We start from the raw sequence: 26,342 nt of genomic DNA, 5'->3' as shown, positions 1-26,342 counted from the left end.
CTGCGGTCGGAGGGCACCATGCGTGCTGCAGGTCACGTCGGCGAGGCGGGCTCGCGCACCGTCCCTGGGGGCGGAGGCCGGCGGCCCATGCGAAGCTCCGTCGGCATCGGACAGGCGCTCCGGCAGCGCTGCGGCCACGCACTCCCTGGTGCCGAGACGGGAGGTTAGGATGCGCGTGAGCTACTCGACCGTGCAGGCCGCCCCGGCGGCACGCAAATGGTACTGGAACCGGGCGGTGGCGCGCACGTACTTCCCTTTGGAGCTCAGCTTTCACAGCACGCCGGGCTTTGCCGGCGAGCTCGACGTGTGGACGCTCGGCGACGTCTCGATCTCGCGCAACGTCTCCGACGGCCTGATCTACCGGCGGCATGAGCAGCATCTGCTGCACGAGCGGGAAGAGAGCTTTCTGATCACGGCGCCGGAGCTCTCGGACATTGCCTTCGTCCAGGACGGCCGCGAGGTGCGTGGCCGGCCGGGCACCTTTCTCGTCGAGCGCAGCCATCTGCCCTATGAGTTCAGCCATGCGGAGCCCAACGCGCTCTGGGTGCTCAAGGTCCCGGCGGCGACGCTGCGCGCCCGCGTCGGCCGGCCCGAGCGGCTGGCGACCCTGACCTTCGATGCCACGCGCGGCATCGGCGCCCTGTTCGTCGACATGATCAGGATGGCCGCGCCGCGCATCGACGAGATGGACGAGGCGGCGCGCGATCTCACCGGCCGGCAACTGGTCGATCTGCTGGCCATGGCGGTCGAGGCCGACGACCGCGTCCTGGGCAGCCGCGGCAGCTCGGTGCAGAGCGCCCATCTGCAGCGGGTCGAGCGCTTCATCCGCGCCAACCTGGGCATGAGTCAGCTCGCGCCGCAGATGATCGCGGATGCCTGCGGAATTTCTGTGCGCTACTTGCACCAGTTGTTCGAGATGCAGGGCAATACTGTCTGCGGCTGGATCCGCAGTCAGCGCCTTCTGATGTGCGACGAGGCGCTGCGCGATCCGGCGAGCCGCCGCTCGATCTCCGAGATCGCCTACCAGTGGGGCTTCGGCGATCAGGCGCAGTTCAGCCGGCACTACCGGGCCCACTTCGGCCGCACGCCGAGCGACACGCGGGGGACCATCCGCGCCGGACGGGCGCAAGCGCCGCGGTGAGGACGCCGGCGGGCTGAGAGCCGGCACTGCCGACCCGACGATCGAGGCCACCCGCGCGGGCGGGCGGCGGAGCTCTGCCCGCGAGCCGGGCACGGACAGGAGACTGATGCCTTGCAGAACCTGCGCGTTGCAGTGGATGTCGGCGGCACCTTCACCGACATCTGCATCATGGACGAGGCGACGGGCCTCATCCGCATCGAGAAGACCGCCTCGTCGGCGGACCCGATCGACGGCGTCATGGCGGGCCTCGACAAGGCGGCCATCGATCTGGGCGAGGTGGCGCTCTTCTCGCACGGCACCACCGTCGCCACCAACGCGCTGATCACCCGGCGCCTGCCCCGCACCGGCATGGTCTCGACCCGCGGCTTCCGCGACGTCATCGAGATCCGGCGCGCCAACAAGGAGGAGCTCTGGGATACCTACAAGGACGTGGTACGCCCCTACGTGCCGCGGCGCGACCGCCTCGTGGTCACCGAGCGCGTCGACGCCCAGGGGGCGGTGGTGACGCCGCTCGACGAAGCCGACGCGCGCGAGGTCGCCCGCATCCTCAAGCGTCGCCAGGTGGCGGCGGTCGCCGTCTGCTTCATGAACGCCTACATGAGCGGCGCCAACGAGCGGCGCATGAAGGCGATCCTCCAGGAGGAGATGCCGGGCGTTCCGGTCTCGATCTCCTCGGAGGTGCTGCCCGAGATCTTCGAGCACGAGCGCTTCTCGACCACCGTCGCCAATGCGGCGTTGAGCCCGGTCGTCGTGTCCTACACGTCGCGTCTGGGTGAGCGCCTGAAGCAGGAGGGCTACACGCGCGACCTGCTGCTGCTGCACACCGGCGGCGGCGTGATGACCCCCGCCAGCGTCAAGGATTTCGCCGCGCGCCTGGCCGGGTCCGGCATCGCCGCCGGTGCCATCGCCAGCCGGCACATCGCCATGCTGTGCGGCTTCCGCAACTCGATCGGCCTCGACATGGGCGGCACCTCCACCGACGTGTCGCTGGCCTACGACGGCCAGTCGCGGGTCACCAAGGACTGGTACGTCGAGTTCGGCTATCCGATCCGTTTCTCCTCCATCGAGGTGCTGACCATCGGCGCCGGCGGCGGCTCGCTGGCGTGGACCGACGAGGCGGGCTCGCTGCGCAACGGGCCGCAGTCGGCCGGCGCCAGCCCGGGGCCCGCCTGCTACGGCAACGGCAACCGCCAGCCCACCAACACCGATGCCAACGTGGTGCTCGGCCGCCTCGGCACCAGCCTCGCCGGCGGCAAGATCATGCTCGACCCCAAGCTCGCCATGGAGGCGGTGGAGGAGGGCGTGGCCAAGCCCTTCGGCCTGGAGCCGCACGCGGCGGCCGATGCCATCATCCGCGTCGCCAACGCCAACATGTCGGATGCGGTGCGGCTGATCTCGATCAGCCGCGGCTACGACCCGCGCGACTTTGCCCTGGTCGCCTTCGGCGGCGCCGGTGCTCTGCATGGGGTCGACGTCGCCCGCGAGCTGGCGATTCCCGCCGTCATCGTGCCGCCCAATCCGGGCGTGACCTCGGCGCTCGGCTGCCTGCTCGTCGACGTCCAGCACGACTTCTCGGAAAGCTATCTGGTCGAGGCCGCCGATGCCGATCCCGCCGCCATCGAGGCCGCCTTCGGGCGGCTGGAGACGGAGGCGCTCGAGCGCCTGGCGCACGAGGGCGTCGAGCCGGCGGACACCATCCTGCAGCGCTCCATCGACATGATGTACCAGGGCCAGTGGCGCTCGCTCGCCGTCACCGCGCCGAGCCCGATCGCCTCGATCGCCGAGCTGACCGAGGCGTTCCACCAGAACCACGAGCGTGAATACAACTTCCGCCGCGACGACGCGCCGGTCAGCCTGTTCCGCCTCAACCTGAAGGCGGTCGGCGTCGTGCCCAAGGCGGAGCTCGCCGTGCACGAGGCGACGGGCGAGACACCCGCGCCCGTGAGCCGGCGCCCCGTCTGGTTCGATGGGGAGGCCGCGGTCGAAACCCCGGTCTACGAGCGCTCCGACCTGCCGGCAGGCCTCGTGCTCGCCGGCCCGGCGGTCATCGAGCAGCTCGATTCCACCGTGCTGATCCCGCCCGGCACCCGGGCCGAGGTCGACCAATATCTCAACATCATCATCCGCGTGAGGGATTGATCCGCGATGGCCGAGCCGCTCCCCCTCGATCCCGTGACCTTCGAGGTGCTGAAGAACTCCTTCATCACCAGCGTCGACCAGATGGGCGAGCAGATCCTCAGGACCTGCTATTCCTTCGTCATCTACAACCGCGACTTCTCCAGCGCCCTGCACGATGCCGAGGGCAACTCGGCGGCGCAGGGCAACCAGGACATCGCGGTCCACGTCGGCACCCTGCATTTCACCTGCAAGGACGTGATGCGCGCCTTCGACGGCGACATGCATCCGGGCGACGTGTACGCCATCAACGACCCCTACGCCGGCGGCACCCACTTCTGCGACGTGCGGCTGATCCGGCCGATCTTCGCCGACGGCAAGATCATCGCCTTCAGCCAGTCGAACGGCCACTGGTCGGACGTGGGCGGCAGCGTGCCGGGCTCGTTCGACGTGGCAGCGCGCGAGATGTTCCGCGAGGGGCTGCGCATCACGCCGATCCGCCTGTTCTCGAAGGGCAAGCTCTGCAAGGACGTGGCGCATCTGCTCGCCGCCAACACCCGCGATCCCGCCTCGATCATCGGCGACATCCAGGCCCAGGCCGAGGCGACGCAGGTGTGCGAGCGCGAGATCCTGCGGCTGGTCGACAAGTACGGCCGCGACACGGTGGAGACCGGGCTCGCCGCGGTGCAGGACTACGTCGAGCGGGCGGTGCGCCAGCGCCTCGCCGCCATCCCCGACGGGGTGTGGGAGACCCAGGACTTCATCGATCGCGACCCGGCGAGCGGGGAGGGGCTGATCCCCATCAAGGTCAAGCTCACCATCAAGGGCGACAAGGCGATCTACGATTTCACCGGCAGCCACCCGACCATCGGCTCGATCTACAACTCGGCCTTCGGCGCCACCTTCTCGGCGGTCGCCGCCGGCATGAAGACCTTCTTCCCCGACCTGCCGCTCAACTCCGGCTTCTACCGCGCCTTCGAGATCATCGCGCCGGAGGGGTCGATCGTCGACGCCAAATGGCCGGTCGCCGTCACCGGCTTCCTGATGCCGTTCGAGAAGATCATGAACGCCATCTACGAGATGTGGTCGAAGATCATGCCGGAGCGGGCCATCGCCTGCGCCTTCAACCTCGAATACCTGCTCACCGGCGGCCTCGACGGGCGCCGGGCGAGCAAGCCGATCTTCATGTTCTACGACTGGCTGCCCGGCGGCTGGGGCGGGCGCAACGGCAAGGACGGCTGCAACGTCACCACCGCCTGCTTCGGCACCGGCCTGATGTCGCAGCCGGTGGAAGGGCAGGAGCGGGCCAATCCGATCCTGACCACGCAGTACGAGATCCTCACGGATTCCGCCGGGCCGGGCAAATGGCGCGGCGGTGCCGGCGTGCTCAAGACGTCGGTGATGCTCGAGGCGGAAAAGACCGTCATCTCCTACATCTGCGACCGCGAGCGGGCGGTGGTGTGGGGCATCGAGGGCGGCTTGCCGTCCATGCCCCATGGCCTCGCCATCAGGCGCGCCGGCGCCGAAAAGGAGGAGTGGCTCGGCTCCGTCTTCTCCGACGTGCCGATCGGCCCCGGCGACGTCTTCACCCGGCCGACCGCCGGCGGCGGCGGCTTCGGCGATCCGCTGGAGCGCGATCCGGCGCTGGTGCTCGAGGATGTTATGGACGACTACGTCTCGGTGGAGCGCGCCGAGAGGGACTACGGTGTCGTCATCCGCGTGATCGACGCCGAGATCTGCGACTATGCGGTCGACGAGGCGGCCACCAGGGCCGCGCGTGACCTGATCCGGGCCGAGCGCGGCCGATGGCTCGCGACCGATCCCGAGGAGGTGGCGGCCGGCTATCGGGCCGGCGCGATCGACAAGCTCGACGTCGTCCGCCGCTACGCCGTCATTCTCGATTGGGACACCGGCACGCTGCTGCCGAAGACGACGGACCAGTTCCGCGACATGTTCCGGCTGCGCTCGGCGGCGAAGTGGGCCGCCGCGACGCCGGACGTGGAGATCGCCGCCCAATGATCGGGCAGCCGCTCCTCGGCGCCGACCAGCCTCGGCCACGGGCGAGGTCTCTTTTGCGGCAGGCCTCCCCGTGTCGTTGGATGGGGCGGGAAGCGGGGGATGCCTTGCATGCTGCACGGGTCCCGCCGGGCCGCTTCCGTCAGGCGTCGCCCGGACGCGGCCATGTGGCTGGCCAACGGCTTGAGAAATCGAGCGGTTTTCGCCCATGCCTTGGGCATGGGCATGCTCAGCATTTGCTCACGGGTGACGTTGACTCAAGGGCCCCATTGCCTAATCTGTCCACAGTCTGCAATTTGATATTCCGCAGCCGTCGGGCCGCGCGACCGCGTCGGGTACGGGTTCGGAGAGCTGCGGAACGCGTACGATCGATGAGTCTTTCGGTGGAACAGGTTGCGGTGCCGCGGCTGGTCGAGACGCCCAGTCTGTCCGATCAGGTGCGCAACCTGCTTCTGGAGGGGCTGACCTCGGGCCGGCTCAGGCCCGGCGACCGGATCAACGAGGCGGAGCTTGCACGCACTCTCGGCATTAGCCGCAATCCCATCCGCGAGGCCATCTCGGGCCTGGCGCAGCGCGGCTTTCTCGTCGCCTCGCCGCGGCGCGGCCACTTCATGCGTGCCTTCACGCCGCAGGACGTCAACGACGTGTTCTCGTTCCGCATCTGCGTGGAGTCCTTCGCCATTCAGCAGGCCCTGCCGCTGATGCGTCCGGCCGACCACGATGAATTGCGTCGCATCGTCGACCGCATGATCGTGGCGGCGGAAAGGGAGCAGCTCACCGAGCTGCGCCAGGCCGACATCGCGCTGCACCGGCGGATCTGCGAGCTGTCGCAGAACCGCCAGACGCTCAGGGCGCACGAGGGCATCGACACGGAGGTGCAGATGCTGGTGGCCTATGTCGATCTCGACCATGAGACGCCGATGGAAGCGGCGCTCGCGCACGTGCCGCTCGTGGAGGCGTTGGTGACGGGCGATGCGGCGCGCTCCGTGGCCGCGCTCGAGCACCACCTCAAGGCCACGTGGGTCCGCGTTCTCGACATCTATGACAAGACCGGCCCGGCGCGGTCGGGACAGGCCACGCGCGCCGTGGCGGCCGGGCATTGATCACGCTGACACGCTGATGGCGGGCCGTCGGCACTGAAGTAACCGTCAATAATTTGGGGGTGTACATGAAGTTTGCCCAGAATCGAATGTACATCGAAAGCTACAACAAGTGCCCGAACTGCGGGATTTTGCTTTACGATAAGCCCGCGAACGTCGATTCTGGCACGGTTGTCGAAGCCGGAAAGATCTACTGTTCCGCGTGGTGTGTCGCGTGGGAAAAAGAGCGCGAGAAGCGGCGGCAGACCCAGCCGACGCCCTGATGGCTTGAGCTGGTCGCAGCCGACCGCGCTTTGATTTTGCTGAAAGCTGACGGCGACGGGCGCGCATGATCGCGCCCGCGTGCAGGGAGCTCGTGTCCGGAAGCCGTCGCCGGACCGTTCATCCGCAGATCGCGATGTCGCGCTGCTGCATCAGGCTGGAGGGTAACTTGAAAACAAAACTTCTGATGAGCGCGTTGCTGTGCGGGGCCGTCGCCGTCGCAGCCCCCCGGAGCGCCGCCGCTGCCGACGACGGCATCACCATCGGCATGGCCGTCGCCTTTTCCGGCTGGATGGAAGCCTACGACGGCGAAGCCGCCAAGATGGCGCAACTGTGGATCGAGCAGACCAACGCCAAGGGCGGCGTGCTCGGCAAGCAGATCAAGGTCATCACCGCCGACACCAAGACCGACCGCGTCGAGGGCGCCAAGGCTGGCAAGCAGCTCATCGACCAGGGCGCCAACCTGCTGCTGGTCTCGGCCGACTACGACTACGGTGCGCCGGCGGCGCTCCAGGCCCAGAAGGCCAACCTCATTTCCGTCTTCCTCGGCGCCTCCGACCCGAAGGCCGGCGTCATCGGCGTCGGCCCGCTCTCCTTCACCGCCAACAATGCCGCCCAGCTCGAGGGCGCCGTCATGGGCGAGTGGGGCTACGACAAGAAGGGCTTCCGCAAGGGCTACATGCTGGTCGACGAGACGATCGAGTACAACAAGTCGATCTGTGCCGGCTACGAATGGGCCTTCCCCAAGAAGGGTGGCAAGATCGTCGGACAGGACACCTTCAAGGGTCTCGATCCGACCATCAGCTCGCAGATCACCCGCCTCAGCGATGCCATCCGCACCGGCGGCGTCGACAACATCATGCTCTGCTCGACCAACCCGGGCGCCGCGAGCTCGGTGCGCCAGCTGCGCGCCGCCGGCATCAACCTGCCGATCATGGCCGGCACTGCCATGGACGGCACCTACTGGCTGAACTCGACGCCCGGCCTCAAGGATTTCTATCTGCCGGTGCAGGCGCTCACGGTGAATGATCCCCGCCCGGCGGTGAACGAGATCACGGCCGCCTACGCCAAGAAGTACGGCAAGCCGCCGACCACGCAGTACGCCTACCCGATCTACGCCTTCCTCGACCTGTGGTCGAAGGCGGTGACGACGGCGGGCACCACCGAGGCGGCCAAGGTCGTGGCGCTGCTCAACAAGGACGACAAGGCCGCGACAGTGCTGGGGCCGCGCACCTTCACGCCCAAGCTGCACATCCAGATCGGCATGCCGATGTTCGTCGTCTCCTACGCGGACGACAAGGAGACGCCGGTCGAGGAGTGGCAGATCAAGGACACCATCCCCGACTCGGTCCTCTACAGGCTCAAGAAGTGAGGCTTCGCGGGCCATTGGTCGGACCAGCGCGATGATCGAGCCCTACGTCGAACCGGCGGCGCCGGGCGTGGACCGCGGCCTGACCAACGCCTCGGAGCTCGCCGCGGACAAGCTCGTGGTGCGCTTCCAGGGGCTGGCGGCGATCTCCGACGTGAGTCTCAAGGTGCAGCGTCACGAGGTGTTCGGCCTGATCGGGCCGAACGGGGCGGGCAAGACCACGCTGGTCAACTGCCTCACCGGCTTCCAGCGGCCGACCGAGGGGCGCATCATCCTCGGCGGCGACGACACCGCCGGCTGGTCGGCCTCGCGCTTCCGCGAGCAGGGCGTCGCCCGCACCTTCCAGGCCGGGCGCCTGTTCAAGGACATGACCGTCACGGAGAACGTGGAGGTCACGGCCACGGGGCTGGGCGCTAGCCTGCGGGCGGCGCGCGAGCACGCCAAGGCGATGCTCGGCTGGATCGGCCTGGCCGACAAGGCGGCGCTGCATGCCGGCGCGCTCGCCTACACGGATCAGCGGCGCCTCGGCATCGCCCGGGCGCTGGTGCTCTCGCCGGCCTTCATCCTGCTCGACGAGCCGGCCGCCGGCATGTCGGACGCGGAGTGCGAGGACCTGATGGAGCTGGTCGCCTCGATCCCGCGCACCTTCACCTGCGGCGTCCTGCTGATCGAGCACAACATGCGGGTGGTGATGGGCATCAGCCAGCGCATCCATGTCCTCGACGGCGGGCGCACCATCGCCGAGGGCACGCCCGACGAGATCCAGCGGCACGAGGCGGTGCTGGCCGCCTATCTGGGCATGGAGGCGTGATGGGCGCGCTGGTCGAGGTCGACGGCATCCACGTGCGCTACGGCGACCTCGTGGCGCTGCGCGACGTCTCGCTCACGGTGGCCGAGGGCGAGGTCGTCTGCATCATCGGCCCCAACGGCGCCGGCAAGTCGACGACGCTCGCCGCCATCGCCGGCGGGGTCACGCCCCATGCCGGCGATGTCCGCGTCGGCGGACAGAGCGTCCTCGGCCTCAGGCCCGAGCAGGTCGCCCGCCTCGGCCTGTCGCTGGTGCCGGAGGGCCGCCACATCTTCGGCACCCTGACGGTCGAGGAAAACCTGCGCATCGGCGGCTACATCCAGGGCGACCGTGCCGCCGCCAAGGCGGACATGGAGCGGCTGCTGACGCTGTTCCCGCGGCTGGCCGAGCGGCTGCGCTACCCGGCGGGCCGCCTCTCCGGCGGCGAGCAGCAGATGCTGGCGGTGGCTCGCGCCGTGATGACCCGGCCGCGCCTGCTTCTCGTCGACGAGCCGTCGCTGGGGCTCGCGCCGCGGATCATCGACCAGATCTACGAGATCCTGCTCGACCTGAGGACGCGGGCCGAGCTGACGCTGCTGATCAACGAGCAGAGCTCCAACCGCATCCTCAAGCACGCCGACCGCATCTACGTGCTGCGCAGCGGGCGGGTGCAGCTCGAGGGCCGTGCCGCCGACCTTCAGGACGGTGAAGCCATCCGCCACGCCTATTTCGGCTTCGGCGAAGCCGCCGCCCGCCTGGACGCCCACGCATGATCCAATTCCTGCAAAACCTCATCGACGCCATCGCCCTGGGCAGCATCTACGCCCTGGTGGCGCTGGGCGTCGGCCTGCTGTTCGGCATCCTGCGGCTGATCAACTTCGCTCACGGCGACTTCATCACCATCGGCGCCTATGCGCTGATCGTGCCGTCGGCCGACGTGACGGCGCGGCTGCTGATCGGTGGCTGGCCCTGGCCGGTGATGATCCCGATGATCTGCCTCATCGTCGTCATCATCGCCTTGCTCGCCGACGCGCTGGTGTTCCGGCCGCTGCGGCGCGCCTCCTCGCCGACGCTGATGATCGCTTCCTTCGCGGTGAGCTACATCATCCAGAACGGCGTGCTGATGGCCTACGGCTCGCGTCCCAAGGCGGTGGACCTGTGGAGCGGCGCCAACACCCAGGTGTTCATCGGCGAGCTCCGGGTGCCCATGCTGCAGCTCATCACGCTCGGGGTGACGCTGGTGCTGATGACCGCGCTCACGCTGTTCCTCAAGCGCACCCCCTACGGCGTGCAGATGCGCGCCGCGGCGGAGGATTTCCGCATGGCCCAGTACCTGGGCGTGCGCGGCAATGTGGTGATCGGCATCGCCTTCGCCATCAGCGGCATCCTGGCCGGGGTGGTGTCGCTGCTCTACACCACCCAGTCCGGCTCCCTCAGCCACACCATGGGCGTGCCGCTGGCGCTGTTCGCCTTCGTCGCCGTGGTGGTCGGCGGTATGGGCAGCCTGGTCGGCGCCGTGGTCGGCGGCTTCACCATCGGCCTCATCGTCACCATGCTGCAGGCCTACCTGCCGCCGGAGCTGCGTGCCTTCCGCGACGCCTTCGCCTTCGCCTTCGTCATTCTCATGCTGCTGGTGCGGCCCGCGGGCCTGGTGCCGGCGCGCAGCACCTTCGAGCGGGTCTGAGGTAGACCGCATGGGCCGCTTCCTCATTCGCCATCAGACGCCGGTGCTGCTCGCCATCCTGCTGGCGCTCATCGCCGCCGCGACCGCGCTGAGCAGCAACGAAGCGCTGCAGGTGACGCTGACGGAGATGTTCATCCGCGTCATCGTCGTGGTGGGCCTCTACGTCTTCATCGGCAATTCGGGCATCATCTCGTTCGGCCACATCGGCTTCATGTGCATCGGCGCCTACGCCGCCGCCTGGGCCACGGCCGAGCCGTCGTTCAAGCAGATCATGCTCGCCGGCCTGCCGTCGTTCCTGCAGGAGCATCAGTATCCGTTCCTGGTGGCGACGGGCGGGTCACTGCTGCTGGCGATGGCGGTGGCGCTGCTGTTCGGCCTCGCCATCATGCGCCTGTCGGGCACGGCGGCCTCGATCGCCACCTTCGCCTTCCTGATCATCGTCAACAGCGTCTATTCCAACTGGGATTCGGTGACGGCCGGCGTCTCCTCCATCATCGGCATTCCGACGGTGGTGGGGCCGTGGACCGCCTACGCCTTCGCGGCGCTGGCGATCCTCGTCGCCTACCTGTTTCAGATCTCGCGCTTCGGGCTGATGCTGCGCGCCTCGCGCGACGACGAGGTCGCCGCCCGCGCCTCGGCGGTGAAGATCGTGCGCATGCGGCTCGTCGCCTTCGTGGTGAGCGCCGCGCTGGTCGGCGTCGGAGGCGGCCTCTACGCGCAGTTCCTCGGCATCCTGACCGTCGACCCGTTCTATCTGAACCTCTCCTTCATCACCATCGCCATGCTGGTGGTCGGCGGCATGGCGAGCCTCACCGGCGCCGTCACCGGCGTCGTCGCCGTCACCGCCGTCGTCGAGATCCTGCGCCTGCTCGAGCGCGGTGTGCCGGTCGGCGGCGCGAGCCTGGCGCTGCCGACCGGCAGCCAGGAGATCGGGCTCGGCATCGTCATGGCCCTGATCCTGATCTTTCGGCCCAACGGCCTGAGCCGCGGGCGCGAGCTCGCCCCCATCGCCGGCGCGCCCATGGCCGCTGCGTCGGCACCCGCCCCGTCCGCCGCCTCGCCCGTCGCGCCGGCCCCCAGCGCGCCCGCCGCACCGCCGGCGGCGCTGGCGATCGCCGACGAGCGCAAGGCCGCCGTATGAGGACAATCATGACCGAAGCCCCGTCCCCCTATGCCGCCGGCGCCGCCTACGTCGACGGCCGCTACATGCCGGTTGCCGAGGCTGCGATCCCCATCACCGACTGGGGCTATCGCCGCTCCGACGTCACCTACGACGTGGTCGGCGTCTGGCAGGGCGCGTTCTTCCGGCTCGACGACCACGTCAGCCGCTTCCGCGCCTCCATGGACGCGTTCCGCTTCAAGCCCAAGGAGAGCGACGCGGACATCAAGGCGATCCTCAATCGCTGCGTGGCACTGGCGGGACTGCGCGACGCCTACGTCGCCATGGATTGCCTGCGCGGGCGCCCGCCGGCGGGCATGCCCTATCACCCGGCCTATGCGCGCAACTACATCGCGGCCTTCGCCGTGCCGTGGATCTCGCTGCTGAAGCCGGAGGTGATGGCACGCGGCGCCCACCTGGTCGTCGCCGAGACCATCCGTATCCCGGCCTGCTCCGTCGACCCGCGCGCCAAGAACTTCCATTGGGCGGACCTCACCCGCGGCCAGTTCGAGGCGCACGACCGTGGCGCCGACTTCTGCGTGCTGCTCGCGGAGGACGGCACGGTGACCGAGGGGCCCGGCTTCAACATCTTCGTCGTCACCGACGGCCGCATCGCCACTCCCGACGCCGGCGTGCTGGAGGGCATCACCCGGCGCTCGGTGATCGAGCTCTGCCAGGATCTCGGCCTGCCCATCGACGTGCGGCCGGTGCCGGTGGCGGAGCTGCGCGAGGCCGACGAAATCTTCCTGTCGACCACGGCGGGCGGCGTCATGCCGGCCTCGCGCATCGACGGCCGCATCATGGGCAACGACCGCCCCGGACCGATCTCGCAGCGCGTGCACGAGGCCTTCTGGGTCCGCCGTGCGCATGGCTGGCACGCGACCGCCGTCGACTATGGCGCGGCCGCAGCCTCGGCCGCGTGAGATCGGGCCCCACTGCCACGGGAGAGAACGACCATGGGTTACAGACTGGGCATCGACATCGGCGGCACCTTCACCGACTTCGTCGCCTACGATGAAAGCAACCGGGTGCTGTCGGCGTGGAAGAATCTGTCCACGCCGCACGATCCGATCCAGGGCATCATGACGGGCCTGCGCGCTTTCGCCGGCCTGGACGACACGTCCGGCATCCGCCTCGGCACCACGGTCGCGACCAACGCGCTGCTGGAAGGCAAGGGCGCCCGCGTCGCCTACGTGACCACCCGCGGCTTCCGCGACGTGCCGTTCATCGGTCGTGGCAACCGCCGCCACCACTACGATCTCGCCTGGGTCAAGCCGAAGCCGTTCGTCATGCGGCGCGACGCTGTCGAGGTGGACGAGCGCGTGGGGTCGTCCGGTGCCGTCATCCAGCCCCTCGACGAGGCGCAGATCGAGGCGCTGGCCGACAGGTTCGCCGCGGAGGGCAAGATCGAGGCCGTCGCGGTGGTGCTGCTGCACTCCTACCTGACGCCCGTGCACGAGCAGCGGATCAAGGCGATCTTCAGGGAGCGCCTGCCCGGCGTGCCGGTGTCGATCTCCTACGAGGTGCTGCCCAAGTGGAAGGAGCACTTCCGCTCCTCCACCACCATTTGCGACGCCTTCATCAAGCCGATCGTCGACAGGCAGCTCGGCTCGATGCAGCGGCAGCTTGCGGAGAACGGGGTCAAGGCGCAGGTCGTCGTCATGCGCTCCAACGGCGGCGAGATGAGCCTGCCGGCCGCTGTCGAGGCGCCGATCCAGATCGCCGTCTCCGGCCCGACCGGCGGCGTCATTGCCGCCAAGCGCACGGCCGAGCTTCTGGGCCTGCCCAATCTGGTGACGCTCGATATGGGCGGCACGTCGACCGATGTGTCCACAGTGGTCAATGGCAAGGAGAAGTTCACCACCGACTTCGAGATCGAGTGGGGACGCCCGATCCAGATCCCGATGATCGACATCCGCACCATCGGCGCGGGCGGCGGTTCCATCGCCCGCATCGATTCAGGCGGCATGCTGGTGGTCGGGCCGGAGAGCGCCGGCGCCAATCCCGGCCCCGCCTGCTACCAGCGCGGCGGCACGCTGCCCACCGTCACCGACGCCAACGTGGTGCTGGGCCGCATCAGCGCCAGCAACTTCCTCGGCGGCTCCATGGGCCTCGATGCCGAGGCGGCGCGGCGGGCCGTCGAGCCGATTGCGGCGTCGCTCGGCTATTCGGTGGAGCAGGCGGCGCTCGCCATCGTGCGCATCGCCAACAACAACATGGTGGGCGCGCTGCACACCGTGCTCACCGAGCAGGGGCTCGACCCGCGTGATTTCGTGCTCGTCGCCTTCGGCGGGGCGGGACCGCCTCATGTCAGCGACCTGATGACCGAGGCGTCGATCCCCAGGGGCCTGGTGCCCAACTTCCCCGGACAGTTCTCCGCCTTCGGCTTCACCATGGCCGACGCCCGCGTCGACCGCTACCGCACGGTGCAGCTCAACTCGCGCTTCTTCGACCGAGAGCGTGCGGCTGCCGTGATGGCGGAGCTCGTGGCCGAGTGCCGGGCGGACCTCGCCGGCCAGGGCCACCACGACGTCACCATCAGCCGCAGCGTCGAGATGCGCTACCTCGGCCAGAACTACGAGCTGGAGATCCCGGTGACGGCCGAGGCCTTTACCGACGACGAGATCGCGACGCTGCTCGAGACCTTCCACGCCCTGCATGAGGCGCGCTTCGGCTTCCGCCTGGCCGACCACATGGAGATCGTCAACTTCCTGGTGACGGGCGTCGCCCACACCGGGAGCCTGGAGTTCCCCGTCATCGCCGAGGCCGAAGGGCCGGCCGAGCCGCTCTCGCGGCGTCCCGTCTGGTTCGGCGGCGGCTGGCTGGATACTCCGGTCTACGGCCGCGACAGCCTCCGCGCCGGGCACACCATCGCCGGCCCGGCGCTGGTCGAGGAGAACGCCTCGGTGACGGTGCTCGACCCCGGCAAGTCGCTGACGGTCGATCGCTACGGCAACCTGCTGATCGCAGCCTGAAGGAGACGCATCATGGACATGGTGTCCCTCAACATCGTCGGCGGCATCCTGGTCTCCATCTGCCGCGACATGGGCGTCACGCTGATGCGCACGTCCTATTCGACGATCTTCTCGGAATCGCTGGACTTCACCTGCGGCCTGGCGCTGCCCACCGGTGAGCTCGTCGCCACCGGCGACTTCTGCCCCTCGATGATCGGCGGCCTGCCGCTGCTCCTGCGCTCGTGCGTGCAGGAGATCGCGCTCGATGACCTGGAGGAGGGCGACGTCATCCTCCACAACGATCCCTACCGCGGCGGCCTGCACACGCCGGAGCACACCTTCTTCAAGCCGGTGTTCGTCGACGGTGAGCTCATCGGCTTCTCGGTGGCCATCGGCCATGTCTGCGAGGTCGGCGGCATGGCGCCGGCGGGCTTCGCCGGCGAGGCGACGGAGGTCTTCCACGAGGGGCTCCGCGTGCCGCCGGTGAAGATCAAGAAGGCCGGCAAGGACGTCGACGACATCTGGCGGCTGATGCTCGCCAACGTGCGTACCCCCCGCTACAACTACGGCGATTTCCGCGCCCTCATCGCCGCCACCGATTTGGGCGAGCGGCGCATGGCCGACCTCGCCCGCAAATACGGCGTCGCCGCCTTCCGCGAGCATGTCACCGCGCTGATGGATTATTCGGAGCGGCGCATGCGCGCCGAGATCGAGAAGATCCCCGACGGGCGCTACCTCTTCGACGACTGCATGGAGGACGACGGCATCGAGGACAAGATGTTCACGATCTGCGCCGAGGTGACGGTCAGCGGCAGCGATCTGATCGTCGACTACCATGGCTCCTCGGCGCAGGCGAAGGGGCCGATCAACGGCACCCTGGGCGTGGCCCACGGGGCTGCCTACAACGCCGTCCTGCAGCTGACGGACCAGAGCATCCCGAAGAACTCCGGCTGCTTCCGGCCCATCCGCGTGCTGGCGCCGCCCGGCACGGTCGTCAACGTCAACTTTCCCGGGCCCTCGGTCGGCGGCAACACGGAGACCCATTGCCGCATCGCCAACGTGGTCATGGGCGCCCTGGCGCCGGGCCTGAAGGAGCGCTCCGCCGCCACCGACGGCGCCACGCACTCCAACTTCCTGTTCGGCGGCAGCGACACCAAGACCGGCGAGTTCTTCTGCTGCTACGACCTGACACCGGTCGGCTGGGGCGGCCGCAGCTTCGCCGACGGCAACGACGCGGTCGGCGGCATCAACGGCAATTGCCCGCACATCCCGGTCGAAGTCTTCGAGTACCGCTACCCCTGGCACGTGGAGGAGTTCAAGCTGGTGGACGGCTCCGGCGGACCGGGCACCTTCCGCGGCGGGCTCGCCCTGTCGAAGACGGTGCGCTGCACCGACACGCCGATGACCTTCAGCTACATGAGCGACCGCCAGAAGGTGCACCCCTGGGGCATCCACGGCGGCCACGACGGGGCCAAGGCCGAGCTCTTCATCAAGCGGGCCGGCAGCGACGAATGGCTGACCATCACCCAGGCCTTCAACAAGGTCTCGCCGAGCAAGTTCGCCAACGTGCCGATCAGCCCGGGCGACCGCATCAAGATTTCCTCTCCGGCCGGCGGCGGCTGGGGGCCGCCCGAAGCGCGCGATCCGGCCATGGTGAAGGACGATCTGCTTGACGGATTCATCACGGAGGAGCAGGCCCGGACCGCCTACGCCGCCAAATAGCCATCAGGTGCCGTATGGCGTGCTGACGCGCCGGGCAGCGACACTGCCACGGCCGTCCGCACGCCTTTCAAGCTCATCGTAATCAGGAGTCTGATCGTGACGATCCTGCCGAATTCGCTGCACGCGCGCGACGTGGCCTACCAGTTCCATCCCTACACCAACGCGCGCCGGCACGAGCGCATCGGGCCGATGGTCATCGACCGCGGCTCGGGCGTCTATGTCTACGACGACCAGGGGCGCGAATACATCGAGGCGCTGGCCGGGCTGTGGAGCGTCGCCGTCGGCTTCGGCGAGCAGCGGCTGGTCGATGCCGCGGCGCGGCAGATGGCCCGTCTGCCCTACTATCACACCTTCTCGCACAAGTCGCACGAGCCATCGATCGAGCTGGCCGAGAAGCTGGTGAAGATGTCGCCTGACGGCCTCGACCATGTCTTCTTCACCAACTCCGGCTCCGAGGCCAACGACACGGTGGTGAAGCTGGTCTGGTACTACAACAACGCCCTCGACCGGCCGCAGAAGAAGAAGTTCATCGCCCGCAACGGCGGCTATCACGGCATCACCGTGGTGGCCGGCAGCCTCACCGGGCTCCAGGTCAACCAGCGCGGCTTCGACCTGCCGCTGCCCTTCGTTCGGCACGTCACCTGCCCGCACCACTACCGTTACGCGGAAGCCGGCGAGAGCGAGGAGGCCTTTGCCGACCGGCTGGCGGCGGAGCTCGAGGCCACCATCCTGGCCGAGGGACCCGATACCGTCGCTGCCTTCATCGGCGAGCCGGTGATGGGGGCGGGCGGCGTCCTGGTGCCGCCGCGGACCTACTGGGAGAAGGTGCAGGAGGTCTGCCGCCGGCACGACGTGCTCGTCGTCGTCGACGAGGTGATCAACGGCTTCGGCCGCCTCGGCACCCTGTTCGCCTGCGAGACCTTCGACATCAAGCCCGATGTCCTGGTCCTCTCCAAGCAGATCACCTCATCCTACCAGCCGCTGGCGGCCGTGCTGTTCAGCGACGCCATGTACCAGGCGATCGCCGACCAGACCGAGCGGCTGGGCAATTTCGGCCACGGCTTCACCGCCAGCGGCCATCCGGTGGCGACCGCGGTGGGACTGGAGAACCTGGCCATCATCGAGGAGCGCGGCCTGGTGGCCAACGCCGCCAAGGTGGGGGCGCGCCTGCAGGCCGGGCTCGCCAGCTTCGCCGAGCATCCGCTGGTGGGGGAGGTGCGCGGCATCGGCCTGATCGGGGCGGTGGAACTGGTGGCGGACAAGGCGACGAAGGCCAAGTTCGATCCGCCGGGCAAGGTCGGGCTCTATTTGTTCGAGCGGGCGCAGGAGCACGGCCTGATCGTGCGCGCCATTGCCGACACCATCGCCTTCTGTCCGCCCCTGATCATCACCGAGGCACAGCTCGACGAGGTGCTGGCGCGCTTCAGCCGCGCGCTCACGGACACGCAGGCCTGGGTGGCAGCTGGTATGCCCGCCGTGTGAGAGACGTCGGCTCGCCGCCCGGAGCGGCGGACGCTCCGAGCTCTTGAATCAGAAGCACTTCGCGGTCGGGTGATGCCACCCGGCCGCGCGCGCTTTCGGCCGAACGCGTCGAGCAGCCTCTCAGGCCTAACCAGCGCCGCTGGGGGCGACGAAGCCGGTTCGGCGCTGGACGATCCGATCGAAGCGAGCGCGCAAGGCGGCTCTGCGCCGGGTATGGGATCGCGCCGACAGGCCTTCAGCTCCGAGTAGAACCACGCGATCAGACTGCGCAGCCATGGCCGGGCGCTCGGCAACAGGCGTTCCAGCCTCCGCGCTCGGCCTCGGCACTCGAATTGCTGAGACATCCCCGATCCTTTGCTTCGGCACGTCCTCGTGTCGGAGATGCGGCACGGCTTGAACGAAAGCCGACAAGACGAGGGCGATCGGCGGAGAAGTCATGACGGATCTGACGGAACTCAGACGGCGCAAGGAGCCACTGAACCTGGCGATTGTGCATGTCGACCCGGAGGCTTTCAGCGCGAACCTGATGGGGTGGCTGGAGGTCACCGCCTTCGTGAGCGCGCAGCGGGCCGGAGAAGCCCGAGCTCCGGCCGATGGACAAATCCCGACGCTCTCGCCGCAGGAGTTGCGCAACGGCGGTGTGCATGCGGTCGGCAATGACGCGGTCTTTGCCTTCTGCATGACTGCGGCGATGAAGGGGGACAAGGCGGCGGTCGACGAGGTGGAGCGCGCGCTGGAGCAGAGCATGGGGAAGGAATTCCCAGGCTCGTTTGGCTTGTGGCATTTTCGCGCCACGATCGACGCGCCGGTGACGCTGGAGGACCTCGTCGGTCAGGCCGGCAAGAAGATGCTGCTGGGCGACATTCCTCCGCCGCCGCTGCGCGCCAAGGAGAACTGGAACACGGGTTTGCGCTTCTTCGAGAAGGCGCGCCGGTCCAATTTCGTACACGAGATCATGTATCCCCTGGCAAAATGGACTCGCGCGCGTTGGACAGAGACCTTGGAGAAGGGCGTCGCCTTCCTCCAGCACATCGAAGACAATGTTCCAGTCTTGCACCAGGTTCTGGAAGATCCTCGCAATGATCAGCCCTTCATCGCGAACACGCTGCTCAGTCTCGCGCCCGCGGTGGACATGGAGCTGACCGAAGAATACCAGGGATTTCTGCGGTCACTGGCGCGCCGGGGGTAGCGGCCGTGCGACCCCGTGATGGTGCCGACGCCAAACGCGACGAGGGGTGCATGGGTGAAGCCTTGAAAGTTGCGACTCTGCCCGATCGCGCTGTCGTGGCCATCGGCGGTGACGATCGCATCAAGTTTCTGCAAGGGCTGGTGACCAACGATATGCGCCGGCTGGCCCGGGACAGGGCCCTGTACGCAGGCTTTCTGACAGGTCAGGGCAAGCTGCTCTGCGACGTTTTCGTCGTGGAGGACGGCGACCGTCTCCTCCTCGACATGGCCACAGCCCATGTCGGGGGTGTCTTCAAGCGCCTGACCGCCTTCAGGCTGCGCGCGGCCGTGGAGTTTGGCGAGGCGTCCCCCGCTCTTGCGATGGCCGCTGTCTGGGGAGCGGACGCCGCCGCGCGGCTGGGGCTCGACACCGTTGAGGGCGCCGCCGGCAAGGGTCCATCGGCCGGGATCCCTCATGCCTTCGTCGACCCGCGGATTGCGGCCCTGGGGGCGCGGCTCATGTATCCGGCAGACCTGCCGATCGAGGCGGAGCTGGCCCGGCTTGGCTTCGCGAACGCCACCGCGGCAGATTATGCGGCGCATCGACTGGCGCTCGGCATTGCCGATACGGCCGAGATCGGCGGCGAGCTCTGCTATCCGCTCGAAGCCAACTTCGAGTTGCTCCACGGTGTGGATTTCAAGAAGGGCTGTTATGTCGGCCAGGAGGTGACCGCTCGCATGAAGCTCAAGGGCGAATTGCGCAAGCGCGTCCTGCCGGTCACCGGCACGATGCCTCTGCCGCCCGCCGGCACGCCTGTGACGGCCGGCGGAGCCGAGCTCGGGCCGCTGATTGCAGCGTCGGGCTCCCAGGGCCTCGCTTTGCTGCGTCTCGATCGTCTGGCCAGCGCGCACGAGAGCGCTCTCCGGGCCCAGGAGACTGAGCTCAGCGTTCGTTGGCCGAGCTGGCTGCCGCGCTGACCGGCGATCAGACGCCCAGCGCCCACAGCCAGGCGATGGTGGTGGCGATCGACAGCCCCGTCGACAGCGCGATGGCGCTGGAGGCCACCGCGACGCCGGCCCGGCAGCGCTCGGCCAGCAGATAGGCGTTCACGCCCGACGGGCAGCAGGCGAATAGGGTGGCGACGCCGGCCCAGGCCGTCGGCATGGCGAAGACGTGGAAGGTGAGCAGGTAGACGATCAGCGGGTGGACGACGAGCTTCAGCGTCGAGATGATGCCGGGCAGCGCCAGGCCGGCCGGAATGCCGTAGCGGCGCAGCGCGATGCCCATGCCGACGAGCGCGCAGGGGATGGCGGCCGCGGCCAGCTCGTCGATGATGGTCCACACCGGCGCCGGCAGCGGTGGCAGCATCCTCGCCACTGCGCCGGCAAAGATGGCGATGAGGATCGGGTGGGTGGCGAGCCGGCGCGCGATGGCCGCCAGCGAGGCGCCCTTGCCCTCCGCCAGCAACGTCGCCGCCGTCATGGTGACCGGCAGGTGCACGGCGAGCAGCAGGAACAGCGGCACCGCGCCGGCATCGCCGTAGGCCTTCAGGATGATGGGCACGCCGACCAGCAGCGTGTTGGACTGGCCGGCGGAGAAGCCGGCCACCACGGCCTCGGTGTGGCCGAGGCCGAACCGCCGGCGAGCGATGACGTGGGCTGCGGCCCAGACCACCGCGACCCCGGCAAAATAGCCGATCCAGTAGCCCCAGGGCTGGGACAGCGGGATCTGCGCCGTGGCGAGCGTCTTGAAGATCAGGCAGGGAATGGCGATGACGAAGACGAAGTCCGACAGGCCATCGCCGGTGCGGTCGGCCAGCAGATGCAGCCGCCGGCCGACATAGCCCACGAGCATGAGCCCGAAGACCGGGAAGACGATGTTGAGGATGGCGAGCATGGCCCCGGACGCGGGACGACCGCAGCGGGCCGCAGGTTGGATTGCCCGCTCCTGCTAAAGCGCTTCCGGGAGAAACGAAAGAGCGCGAGCGCATCGCCTCGGCGGAATCACCTCACCGGAAGGGAAGCGCTCAAGACTGAGGAAGGTGGAGCATTTTATCGGGGGGATGACCGCGCTTGCGACGTGCGCCGGCGCCGCGGCGAACCGGTGCAGGAGTTGCAAGGCCGCTGCTCGAGCATTTCCGCGTTTCGGAGAGGCGCGGAAATGCTCTATCTATTTATTTTATCGCATTTTCTTCACGCGAGCCGGCGTCCACTTCGCTCGAAAATGCTCTACGGGGAGCCGCCCTGCGCCAGCTTGGGGTATCGGCCCGCGTCAGCAACTGGTCGATCTGCTCGCGCTGGCGCCTGAAGTCGGCAAGCGCCCGGCCGTCGAGCTCACGGCCGCGCGGCACCTTGATGCGCATCGGATTGACGAAGCGGCCGTTGACCAGCACCTCGTAGTGGAGATGCGGCCCGGTCGACAGGCCGGAGCTGCCGAGGTAGCCGATGACCTGGCCCTGGCGCACCCGGGCGCCTTCGGCGATGCCGCGGGCGAACGCCGACTGGTGCGAGTAGGTGGTGACGTAGCCGTTGGCGTGCTGGATCTCGGTGTGGCGTCCATAGCCGGAGGACCAGCCGGCCTTGCTCACCACGCCGTTGCCGGCGGCCAGGATCGGCGTGCCGATCTTGTTGGCCCAGTCCACGCCGGTGTGCATCTTCGAATAGTGCAGGATCGGGTGGTAGCGCATGCCGAAGCCGGAGCGCAGCTCGCCGTCGGAGATCGGCTTGCGCAGCAGGAACTTCTTGAGCGATTTGCCGTCCTGGTCGAAGTAGTCGACGGTGCCGTCGTCGCCCTGGTAGCGGTAGATCCGGCGCTGCTCGCCGCCGGTGGTCAGGGCGGCGTAGAGGATCTCCGGGCGGCCGGAGCCTTCCTCATCCTCGCTGTAGAAGACCTCGAAGCTGTCCCCCGTCCCGATGTGCCGCTGGAAATCCACGTCGTAGGCGAAGACCCGCACCAGCTCGTCGATCACCGGCGCCGGCAGGTTGTTCTTCAGCCCGGTCTCGTAGAGGCTCTCGTAGAGCCGCGGCGCGGAGCTGTCCTCTTCCTCGTCCTCGTCGGCATTGTCGGCTGCCGGTCTCGCCGCCGCAGTCTTGTCGTCGCTCTGGGGCGGCGCCACGGCGACGAAGGCGCCGCGGTCGTCGAGCGCCGCAATGGCCTCGATGCCCTTTTCGCCGAGCACCATGACCCGGACGATCTGGCGGCGGCTGATGCGATCCGGTCCGAGCAGCGGGCTCGGCGCCACCAGGATGCGCAGCCGCTGGCCCTCGCCCAGGGCCGAGACCTTCACCTGTGACCACAACGGCTTCAGGATGGCGCGGATCTGATCGTCGTCGCCGCCGGCGGCGCGGAGCACCTGCTCGAGCGTCTCGCCGCGCTTCATGGTCACGGTGCGCTCGTCGGAGACCGGATCCTTGGTCGCATCGACCTTGGGCAGCACCGTCACGTTCTCGGGAACGACGCGGACCTCGATCTTGGAGAACGGATTCTCCGGCGCCGCCGCATAGGGCAGGCCATCGAGCGCGCCGGGCTGGCGCAGGCTGCGCGACAGCAGCAACTGCGGCGGCAGGGGCAGCGCCGGCCGCTGGGCACCCTGCTCGGCCGACGCGCGCCGATCCTCCTCGATCTGCGCCGCGACCTCCGCGTCCGACAGCGCCGGCGCCTTGTCGATCGCCGTAGCGGCGAGGTCGCGCTTGACGATGGAGACCTCCGCGTCGGCGGGATCGGGCTCCGCCTCGGCGACGCGCTCCGGCGCGCCAGTGTCGTCTGCAAACAGCTTGAGCGGATTGAACGCCGGGATGTCGGTCGCGTACTGGCCGACCGTCGTGGACAAGGCCGTGGCGAGGCGGACGAACGGCCGGACCTTGATGACTTCACGGTCGCCGGCGCGCAGCGTCATCGGCGACTTGAAGGTCTGCTTGGCGGCCGCAGCCACCTCGAACCGCACGAGGCGGTCGGCCTTGCGGGTCGATACGGTTGGCCGGTCACCCACGGCGAGGCCGATCTGCTGGCGCATGGAGGCCGGTACGAGCTCCGGCGCTTCCAGGATCGCAGCATCGCTCTCCAGTGAGACATAGATGGCTGCGCCCAGCAGCAGGACGCCGCTGATGCCGGTCAGTATGCTGCCCGAGAGCCAGCGCACGCTCACCGCGCGCCGGTCCGCCGTCGGCGTCGACAGGCCGCTGGGATCGAGTGGCGGCTCGTTGCCCAGATCGGGGAGGGGGCCAAGCCGATCGGCTGGATCGGCGTGGAATGCGGCAGGCAGATCCGGCGATCGCTCTAGCATGGCGCGGCAGCCTCGATCCGTGAGGCCGCATCCCGGGCAAAGCGCGCTCCAGCCACGGCGTCCGGGGTCAGCGCATGCTCCGCAAACGTGGGGACGGCTTCTGCGCTCAACATGCCCTCGGCTTTTGAGTTGCAGCGCCTTCGCGGCCCGCGAGGCCGCGCGAGCTGAAAGCACGTTGTCTGCTGGCCAGCGGGACTGATTCGCCCCGTCGACGAGAGTCTACGCAAATCAACACGTTAGCGCATCCGGCGTGGCGGTGGAACGGATGCGGCCGCTCCATGCCGTGGCCCAGGCCCCGGCATGGAGCCCTCAATCCCGGTATCCGCCTGTCCATTCCGCAAAAGCGATGTCCCCCTTTGGCAGACGGCGTCGAGCGGATGGCCTAGCTCATCCGAACGGGCGGACGCAACGCACAACGCCCGTGGCTTCGGTGAAATGGGCAAACATGGCTTGAGTGAGGCGGACGGGCAGGAGCACCCCGGGGGCTTCGACTGTCCTGCAGGGCCCAACGGCGCCGCTGGGCGCAGATGCGCAGCACTCATATATATGCAGTGCGGGACGGCGAGCGTGCAGCGCGACAGATGGGGGGCGGCGCCCCGGCCGCATCGTAGCCGGTTGGCGGCCATCTGCGCGCTGGCGGCCGCCGCGCGCGATGACAGCCGTCAGCTACGCCGTAGTCGGCTAAGAGACTGATTTGGCTGTTATTTTGATGTTTTTGCCAGCCAATGTCAAAAATCCTACATGTTTGGTGTTGACAGGAAGGGCAGGCTCGCCCTATAAACCGCTCATCGACGGCCTGCGTTGACCGCGGGTTGTTTGCTCTTCCGCCGCAGAATGAGGGTCTGGGCCCGATACGGATCGGGGCTAAGGCCTGTTTTCGGTGTGAAGGGATTTTTCATCGGCGGGTGCTTTTTGCATTGTTCGATGAAGGCTGTTTGACAATTGAATCGGAAAGAGAAGCGTAGACGGCGTTGTCCTTGCGGACGGCCTGGCGCATGACCCTCGGGTCCATGGGTTTAGGTTGTCGAGAAGGATATCGGCGGTACTACGTTTCGGAGCTCACATTGATCTTTATTGGCGTCGCGAGGCGTTGATGGGGATTGGATGTTGAGGCTCCGTCAATTCGCGTAGAGACCAAGCCGAGACAAATTCTCATCCAATCTGAGAGTTTGATCCTGGCTCAGAGCGAACGCTGGCGGCAGGCCTAACACATGCAAGTCGAACGCCCCTTCGGGGGAGTGGCAGACGGGTGAGTAACACGTGGGAACGTACCCTTTGGTTCGGAATAACTCAGGGAAACTTGAGCTAATACCGGATACGCCCTTCGGGGGAAAGATTTATCGCTGAAGGATCGGCCCGCGTCTGATTAGCTAGTTGGTGAGGTAATGGCTCACCAAGGCGACGATCAGTAGCTGGTCTGAGAGGATGATCAGCCACACTGGGACTGAGACACGGCCCAGACTCCTACGGGAGGCAGCAGTGGGGAATATTGGACAATGGGCGCAAGCCTGATCCAGCCATGCCGCGTGAGTGATGACGGCCTTAGGGTTGTAAAGCTCTTTCGGCGGGGACGATAATGACGGTACCCGCAGAAGAAGCCCCGGCTAACTTCGTGCCAGCAGCCGCGGTAATACGAAGGGGGCAAGCGTTGCTCGGAATCACTGGGCGTAAAGGGCGCGTAGGCGGACATTTAAGTCAGGGGTGAAAGCCCGGGGCTCAACCTCGGAATAGCCTTTGATACTGGATGTCTTGAGACCGGAAGAGGTAAGTGGAACTGCGAGTGTAGAGGTGAAATTCGTAGATATTCGCAAGAACACCAGTGGCGAAGGCGGCTTACTGGTCCGGTTCTGACGCTGAGGCGCGAAAGCGTGGGGAGCAAACAGGATTAGATACCCTGGTAGTCCACGCCGTAAACGATGGATGCTAGCCGTTGGGCAGCTTGCTGTTCAGTGGCGCAGTTAACGCGTTAAGCATCCCGCCTGGGGAGTACGGTCGCAAGATTAAAACTCAAAGGAATTGACGGGGGCCCGCACAAGCGGTGGAGCATGTGGTTTAATTCGAAGCAACGCGCAGAACCTTACCAGCTCTTGACATGTCTCGTATGGTTACCGGAGACGGTATCCTTCAGTTCGGCTGGCGAGAACACAGGTGCTGCATGGCTGTCGTCAGCTCGTGTCGTGAGATGTTGGGTTAAGTCCCGCAACGAGCGCAACCCTCGCCCTTAGTTGCCATCATTCAGTTGGGCACTCTAGGGGGACTGCCGGTGATAAGCCGAGAGGAAGGTGGGGATGACGTCAAGTCCTCATGGCCCTTACGGGCTGGGCTACACACGTGCTACAATGGCGGTGACAGTGGGCAGCGAAGGGGCGACCTGGAGCTAATCCCAAAAAACCGTCTCAGTTCGGATTGCACTCTGCAACTCGGGTGCATGAAGGTGGAATCGCTAGTAATCGTAGATCAGCATGCTACGGTGAATACGTTCCCGGGCCTTGTACACACCGCCCGTCACACCATGGGAGTTGGCTTTACCCGAAGGCGTCGCGCTAACCGCAAGGAGGCAGGCGACCACGGTAGGGTCAGCGACTGGGGTGAAGTCGTAACAAGGTAGCCGTAGGGGAACCTGCGGCTGGATCACCTCCTTTCTAAGGATTGTCCTTCACGGACGGCCATTCTGGCCCGATGTATCGGACATCTTGGAAACATCAGGGGTTCGTCAGAACCCCATAGGCGGGGCAGCGCCGTCTTCGTTTCTCTTTCCTCGGATGAACACGTGCCGGAGACGGCGGGCCCCTGGGGCTCGGCGGGCTTCGGCGCAACGGGCTTGTAGCTCAGTTGGTTAGAGCGCGCGCTTGATAAGCGTGAGGTCGGAGGTTCAAGTCCTCCCAGGCCCACCATTGATGCGCGTGCCAGCTCGGGCTCACCCCGGTCAGGGGCCATAGCTCAGTTGGGAGAGCGCGTGCTTTGCAAGCATGAGGTCGTCGGTTCGATCCCGTCTGGCTCCACCAGATTTTTTGGTTCGATCGAAGGGACGGTACTCCGCTCCCCTCCCCTGCTGTTCATCCGTTTCAAGATTCGCTGGGCGTGAGAGCCCCGGATGTCCCG

General features: G+C 67.5%; 18 protein-coding genes, 2 tRNA genes and 1 rRNA gene. 19 read left to right on the top strand and 2 right to left on the bottom strand.

Translation table 11 applies throughout. The annotated features are described in order from the left end of the window. The first annotated feature begins 169 nt into the window (after positions 1-169). The 16 genes from ACZ5PO_RS02330 (at position 170) to ygfZ (ending at position 19,935) form a co-directional block, all read left to right on the top strand. Positions 170-1,141, top strand: a complete 972-nt coding sequence (locus ACZ5PO_RS02330) for an AraC-like ligand-binding domain-containing protein (protein ID WP_464189853.1) — start codon at positions 170-172, stop codon at positions 1,139-1,141. Positions 1,142-1,252: 111 nt separating this feature from the next. Continuing rightward, on the top strand, positions 1,253-3,280 hold the full coding sequence (locus ACZ5PO_RS02325) for a hydantoinase/oxoprolinase family protein (RefSeq protein ID WP_464189851.1): 2,028 nt from the start codon (positions 1,253-1,255) through the stop codon (positions 3,278-3,280). Between the two features lie 6 nt (positions 3,281-3,286). Beyond that, positions 3,287-5,275, top strand: a complete 1,989-nt coding sequence (locus ACZ5PO_RS02320) for a hydantoinase B/oxoprolinase family protein (protein WP_464189849.1) — start codon at positions 3,287-3,289, stop codon at positions 5,273-5,275. A gap of 380 nt (positions 5,276-5,655) precedes the next feature. Continuing rightward, on the top strand, positions 5,656-6,375 hold the full coding sequence (locus tag ACZ5PO_RS02315; protein ID WP_464189847.1) for a GntR family transcriptional regulator: 720 nt from the start codon (positions 5,656-5,658) through the stop codon (positions 6,373-6,375). A gap of 65 nt (positions 6,376-6,440) precedes the next feature. Further along, the gene (locus ACZ5PO_RS02310) at positions 6,441-6,635 is read left to right on the top strand and encodes a hypothetical protein (RefSeq protein ID WP_464189845.1); all 195 of its coding nucleotides are present in this window, start codon (positions 6,441-6,443) and stop codon (positions 6,633-6,635) included. A 167-nt stretch (positions 6,636-6,802) separates the two neighbouring features. Continuing rightward, positions 6,803-8,005, top strand: coding sequence for an ABC transporter substrate-binding protein (locus tag ACZ5PO_RS02305; protein ID WP_464189843.1), 1,203 nt, complete (start codon positions 6,803-6,805; stop codon positions 8,003-8,005). Positions 8,006-8,036: 31 nt separating this feature from the next. Further along, on the top strand, positions 8,037-8,813 hold the full coding sequence (locus ACZ5PO_RS02300) for an ABC transporter ATP-binding protein (RefSeq protein WP_464189841.1): 777 nt from the start codon (positions 8,037-8,039) through the stop codon (positions 8,811-8,813). Beyond that, positions 8,813-9,562: an ABC transporter ATP-binding protein gene (locus ACZ5PO_RS02295; RefSeq protein ID WP_464189839.1), complete on the top strand. Its 750-nt coding sequence runs from the start codon at positions 8,813-8,815 to the stop codon at positions 9,560-9,562. Before ACZ5PO_RS02300 ends, ACZ5PO_RS02295 begins: the two co-directional genes overlap by 1 nt. Beyond that, positions 9,559-10,473 (top strand): branched-chain amino acid ABC transporter permease, encoded by a 915-nt coding sequence (locus tag ACZ5PO_RS02290; RefSeq protein ID WP_464189837.1) that lies wholly within the window; start codon positions 9,559-9,561, stop codon positions 10,471-10,473. Before ACZ5PO_RS02295 ends, ACZ5PO_RS02290 begins: the two co-directional genes overlap by 4 nt. A 10-nt stretch (positions 10,474-10,483) precedes the next feature. After that, positions 10,484-11,614 (top strand): branched-chain amino acid ABC transporter permease, encoded by a 1,131-nt coding sequence (locus ACZ5PO_RS02285; RefSeq protein WP_464189835.1) that lies wholly within the window; start codon positions 10,484-10,486, stop codon positions 11,612-11,614. An 8-nt stretch (positions 11,615-11,622) separates the two neighbouring features. After that, positions 11,623-12,555, top strand: coding sequence for an aminotransferase class IV (locus ACZ5PO_RS02280; RefSeq protein ID WP_464189833.1), 933 nt, complete (start codon positions 11,623-11,625; stop codon positions 12,553-12,555). A gap of 33 nt (positions 12,556-12,588) precedes the next feature. Next, positions 12,589-14,607, top strand: coding sequence for a hydantoinase/oxoprolinase family protein (locus ACZ5PO_RS02275; RefSeq protein WP_464189830.1), 2,019 nt, complete (start codon positions 12,589-12,591; stop codon positions 14,605-14,607). Between the two features lie 12 nt (positions 14,608-14,619). Next, the gene (locus ACZ5PO_RS02270; protein WP_464189828.1) at positions 14,620-16,308 is read left to right on the top strand and encodes a hydantoinase B/oxoprolinase family protein; all 1,689 of its coding nucleotides are present in this window, start codon (positions 14,620-14,622) and stop codon (positions 16,306-16,308) included. A 96-nt stretch (positions 16,309-16,404) separates the two neighbouring features. After that, entirely contained in the window at positions 16,405-17,790 is a 1,386-nt protein-coding gene (locus ACZ5PO_RS02265) for an aspartate aminotransferase family protein (protein WP_464189826.1), read from the top strand. A 436-nt stretch (positions 17,791-18,226) separates the two neighbouring features. After that, complete coding sequence (locus ACZ5PO_RS02260) at positions 18,227-18,979, top strand: hypothetical protein (RefSeq protein ID WP_464189824.1); 753 nt, start codon at positions 18,227-18,229, stop codon at positions 18,977-18,979. A gap of 50 nt (positions 18,980-19,029) precedes the next feature. Further along, a complete protein-coding gene (ygfZ, locus tag ACZ5PO_RS02255; RefSeq protein ID WP_464189821.1) occupies positions 19,030-19,935 on the top strand; it encodes a CAF17-like 4Fe-4S cluster assembly/insertion protein YgfZ in 906 nt (301 codons plus the stop codon). A gap of 7 nt (positions 19,936-19,942) precedes the next feature. Here the strand turns inward: ygfZ and ACZ5PO_RS02250 are convergent, their stop codons facing one another. Together ACZ5PO_RS02250 and ACZ5PO_RS02245 are read right to left on the bottom strand one after the other, a co-directional pair. Then, on the bottom strand, positions 19,943-20,854 hold the full coding sequence (locus ACZ5PO_RS02250; protein ID WP_464189819.1) for an AEC family transporter: 912 nt from the start codon (positions 20,852-20,854) through the stop codon (positions 19,943-19,945). A 277-nt stretch (positions 20,855-21,131) separates the two neighbouring features. Further along, positions 21,132-23,240: a peptidoglycan DD-metalloendopeptidase family protein gene (locus ACZ5PO_RS02245; protein WP_464189817.1), complete on the bottom strand. Its 2,109-nt coding sequence runs from the start codon at positions 23,238-23,240 to the stop codon at positions 21,132-21,134. 1,157 nt (positions 23,241-24,397) lie between these two features. Here ACZ5PO_RS02245 and ACZ5PO_RS02240 point away from each other — a divergent pair. From ACZ5PO_RS02240 to ACZ5PO_RS02230, 3 genes are all read left to right on the top strand, one after another. Next, positions 24,398-25,882, top strand: a 16S ribosomal RNA gene (locus tag ACZ5PO_RS02240). Between the two features lie 175 nt (positions 25,883-26,057). Beyond that, positions 26,058-26,134: transfer RNA gene (locus tag ACZ5PO_RS02235), tRNA-Ile, on the top strand. Positions 26,135-26,169: 35 nt separating this feature from the next. Further along, positions 26,170-26,245 (top strand) — tRNA-Ala (locus tag ACZ5PO_RS02230). The last annotated feature ends 97 nt before the right edge of the window (positions 26,246-26,342 follow it).

Source organism: Chelatococcus sp. KU-N122 (assembly GCF_055391085.1).
The sequence above is the reverse complement of the archived record's forward strand: the minus strand, read 5'-3'. Positions and strand labels throughout refer to the sequence as shown.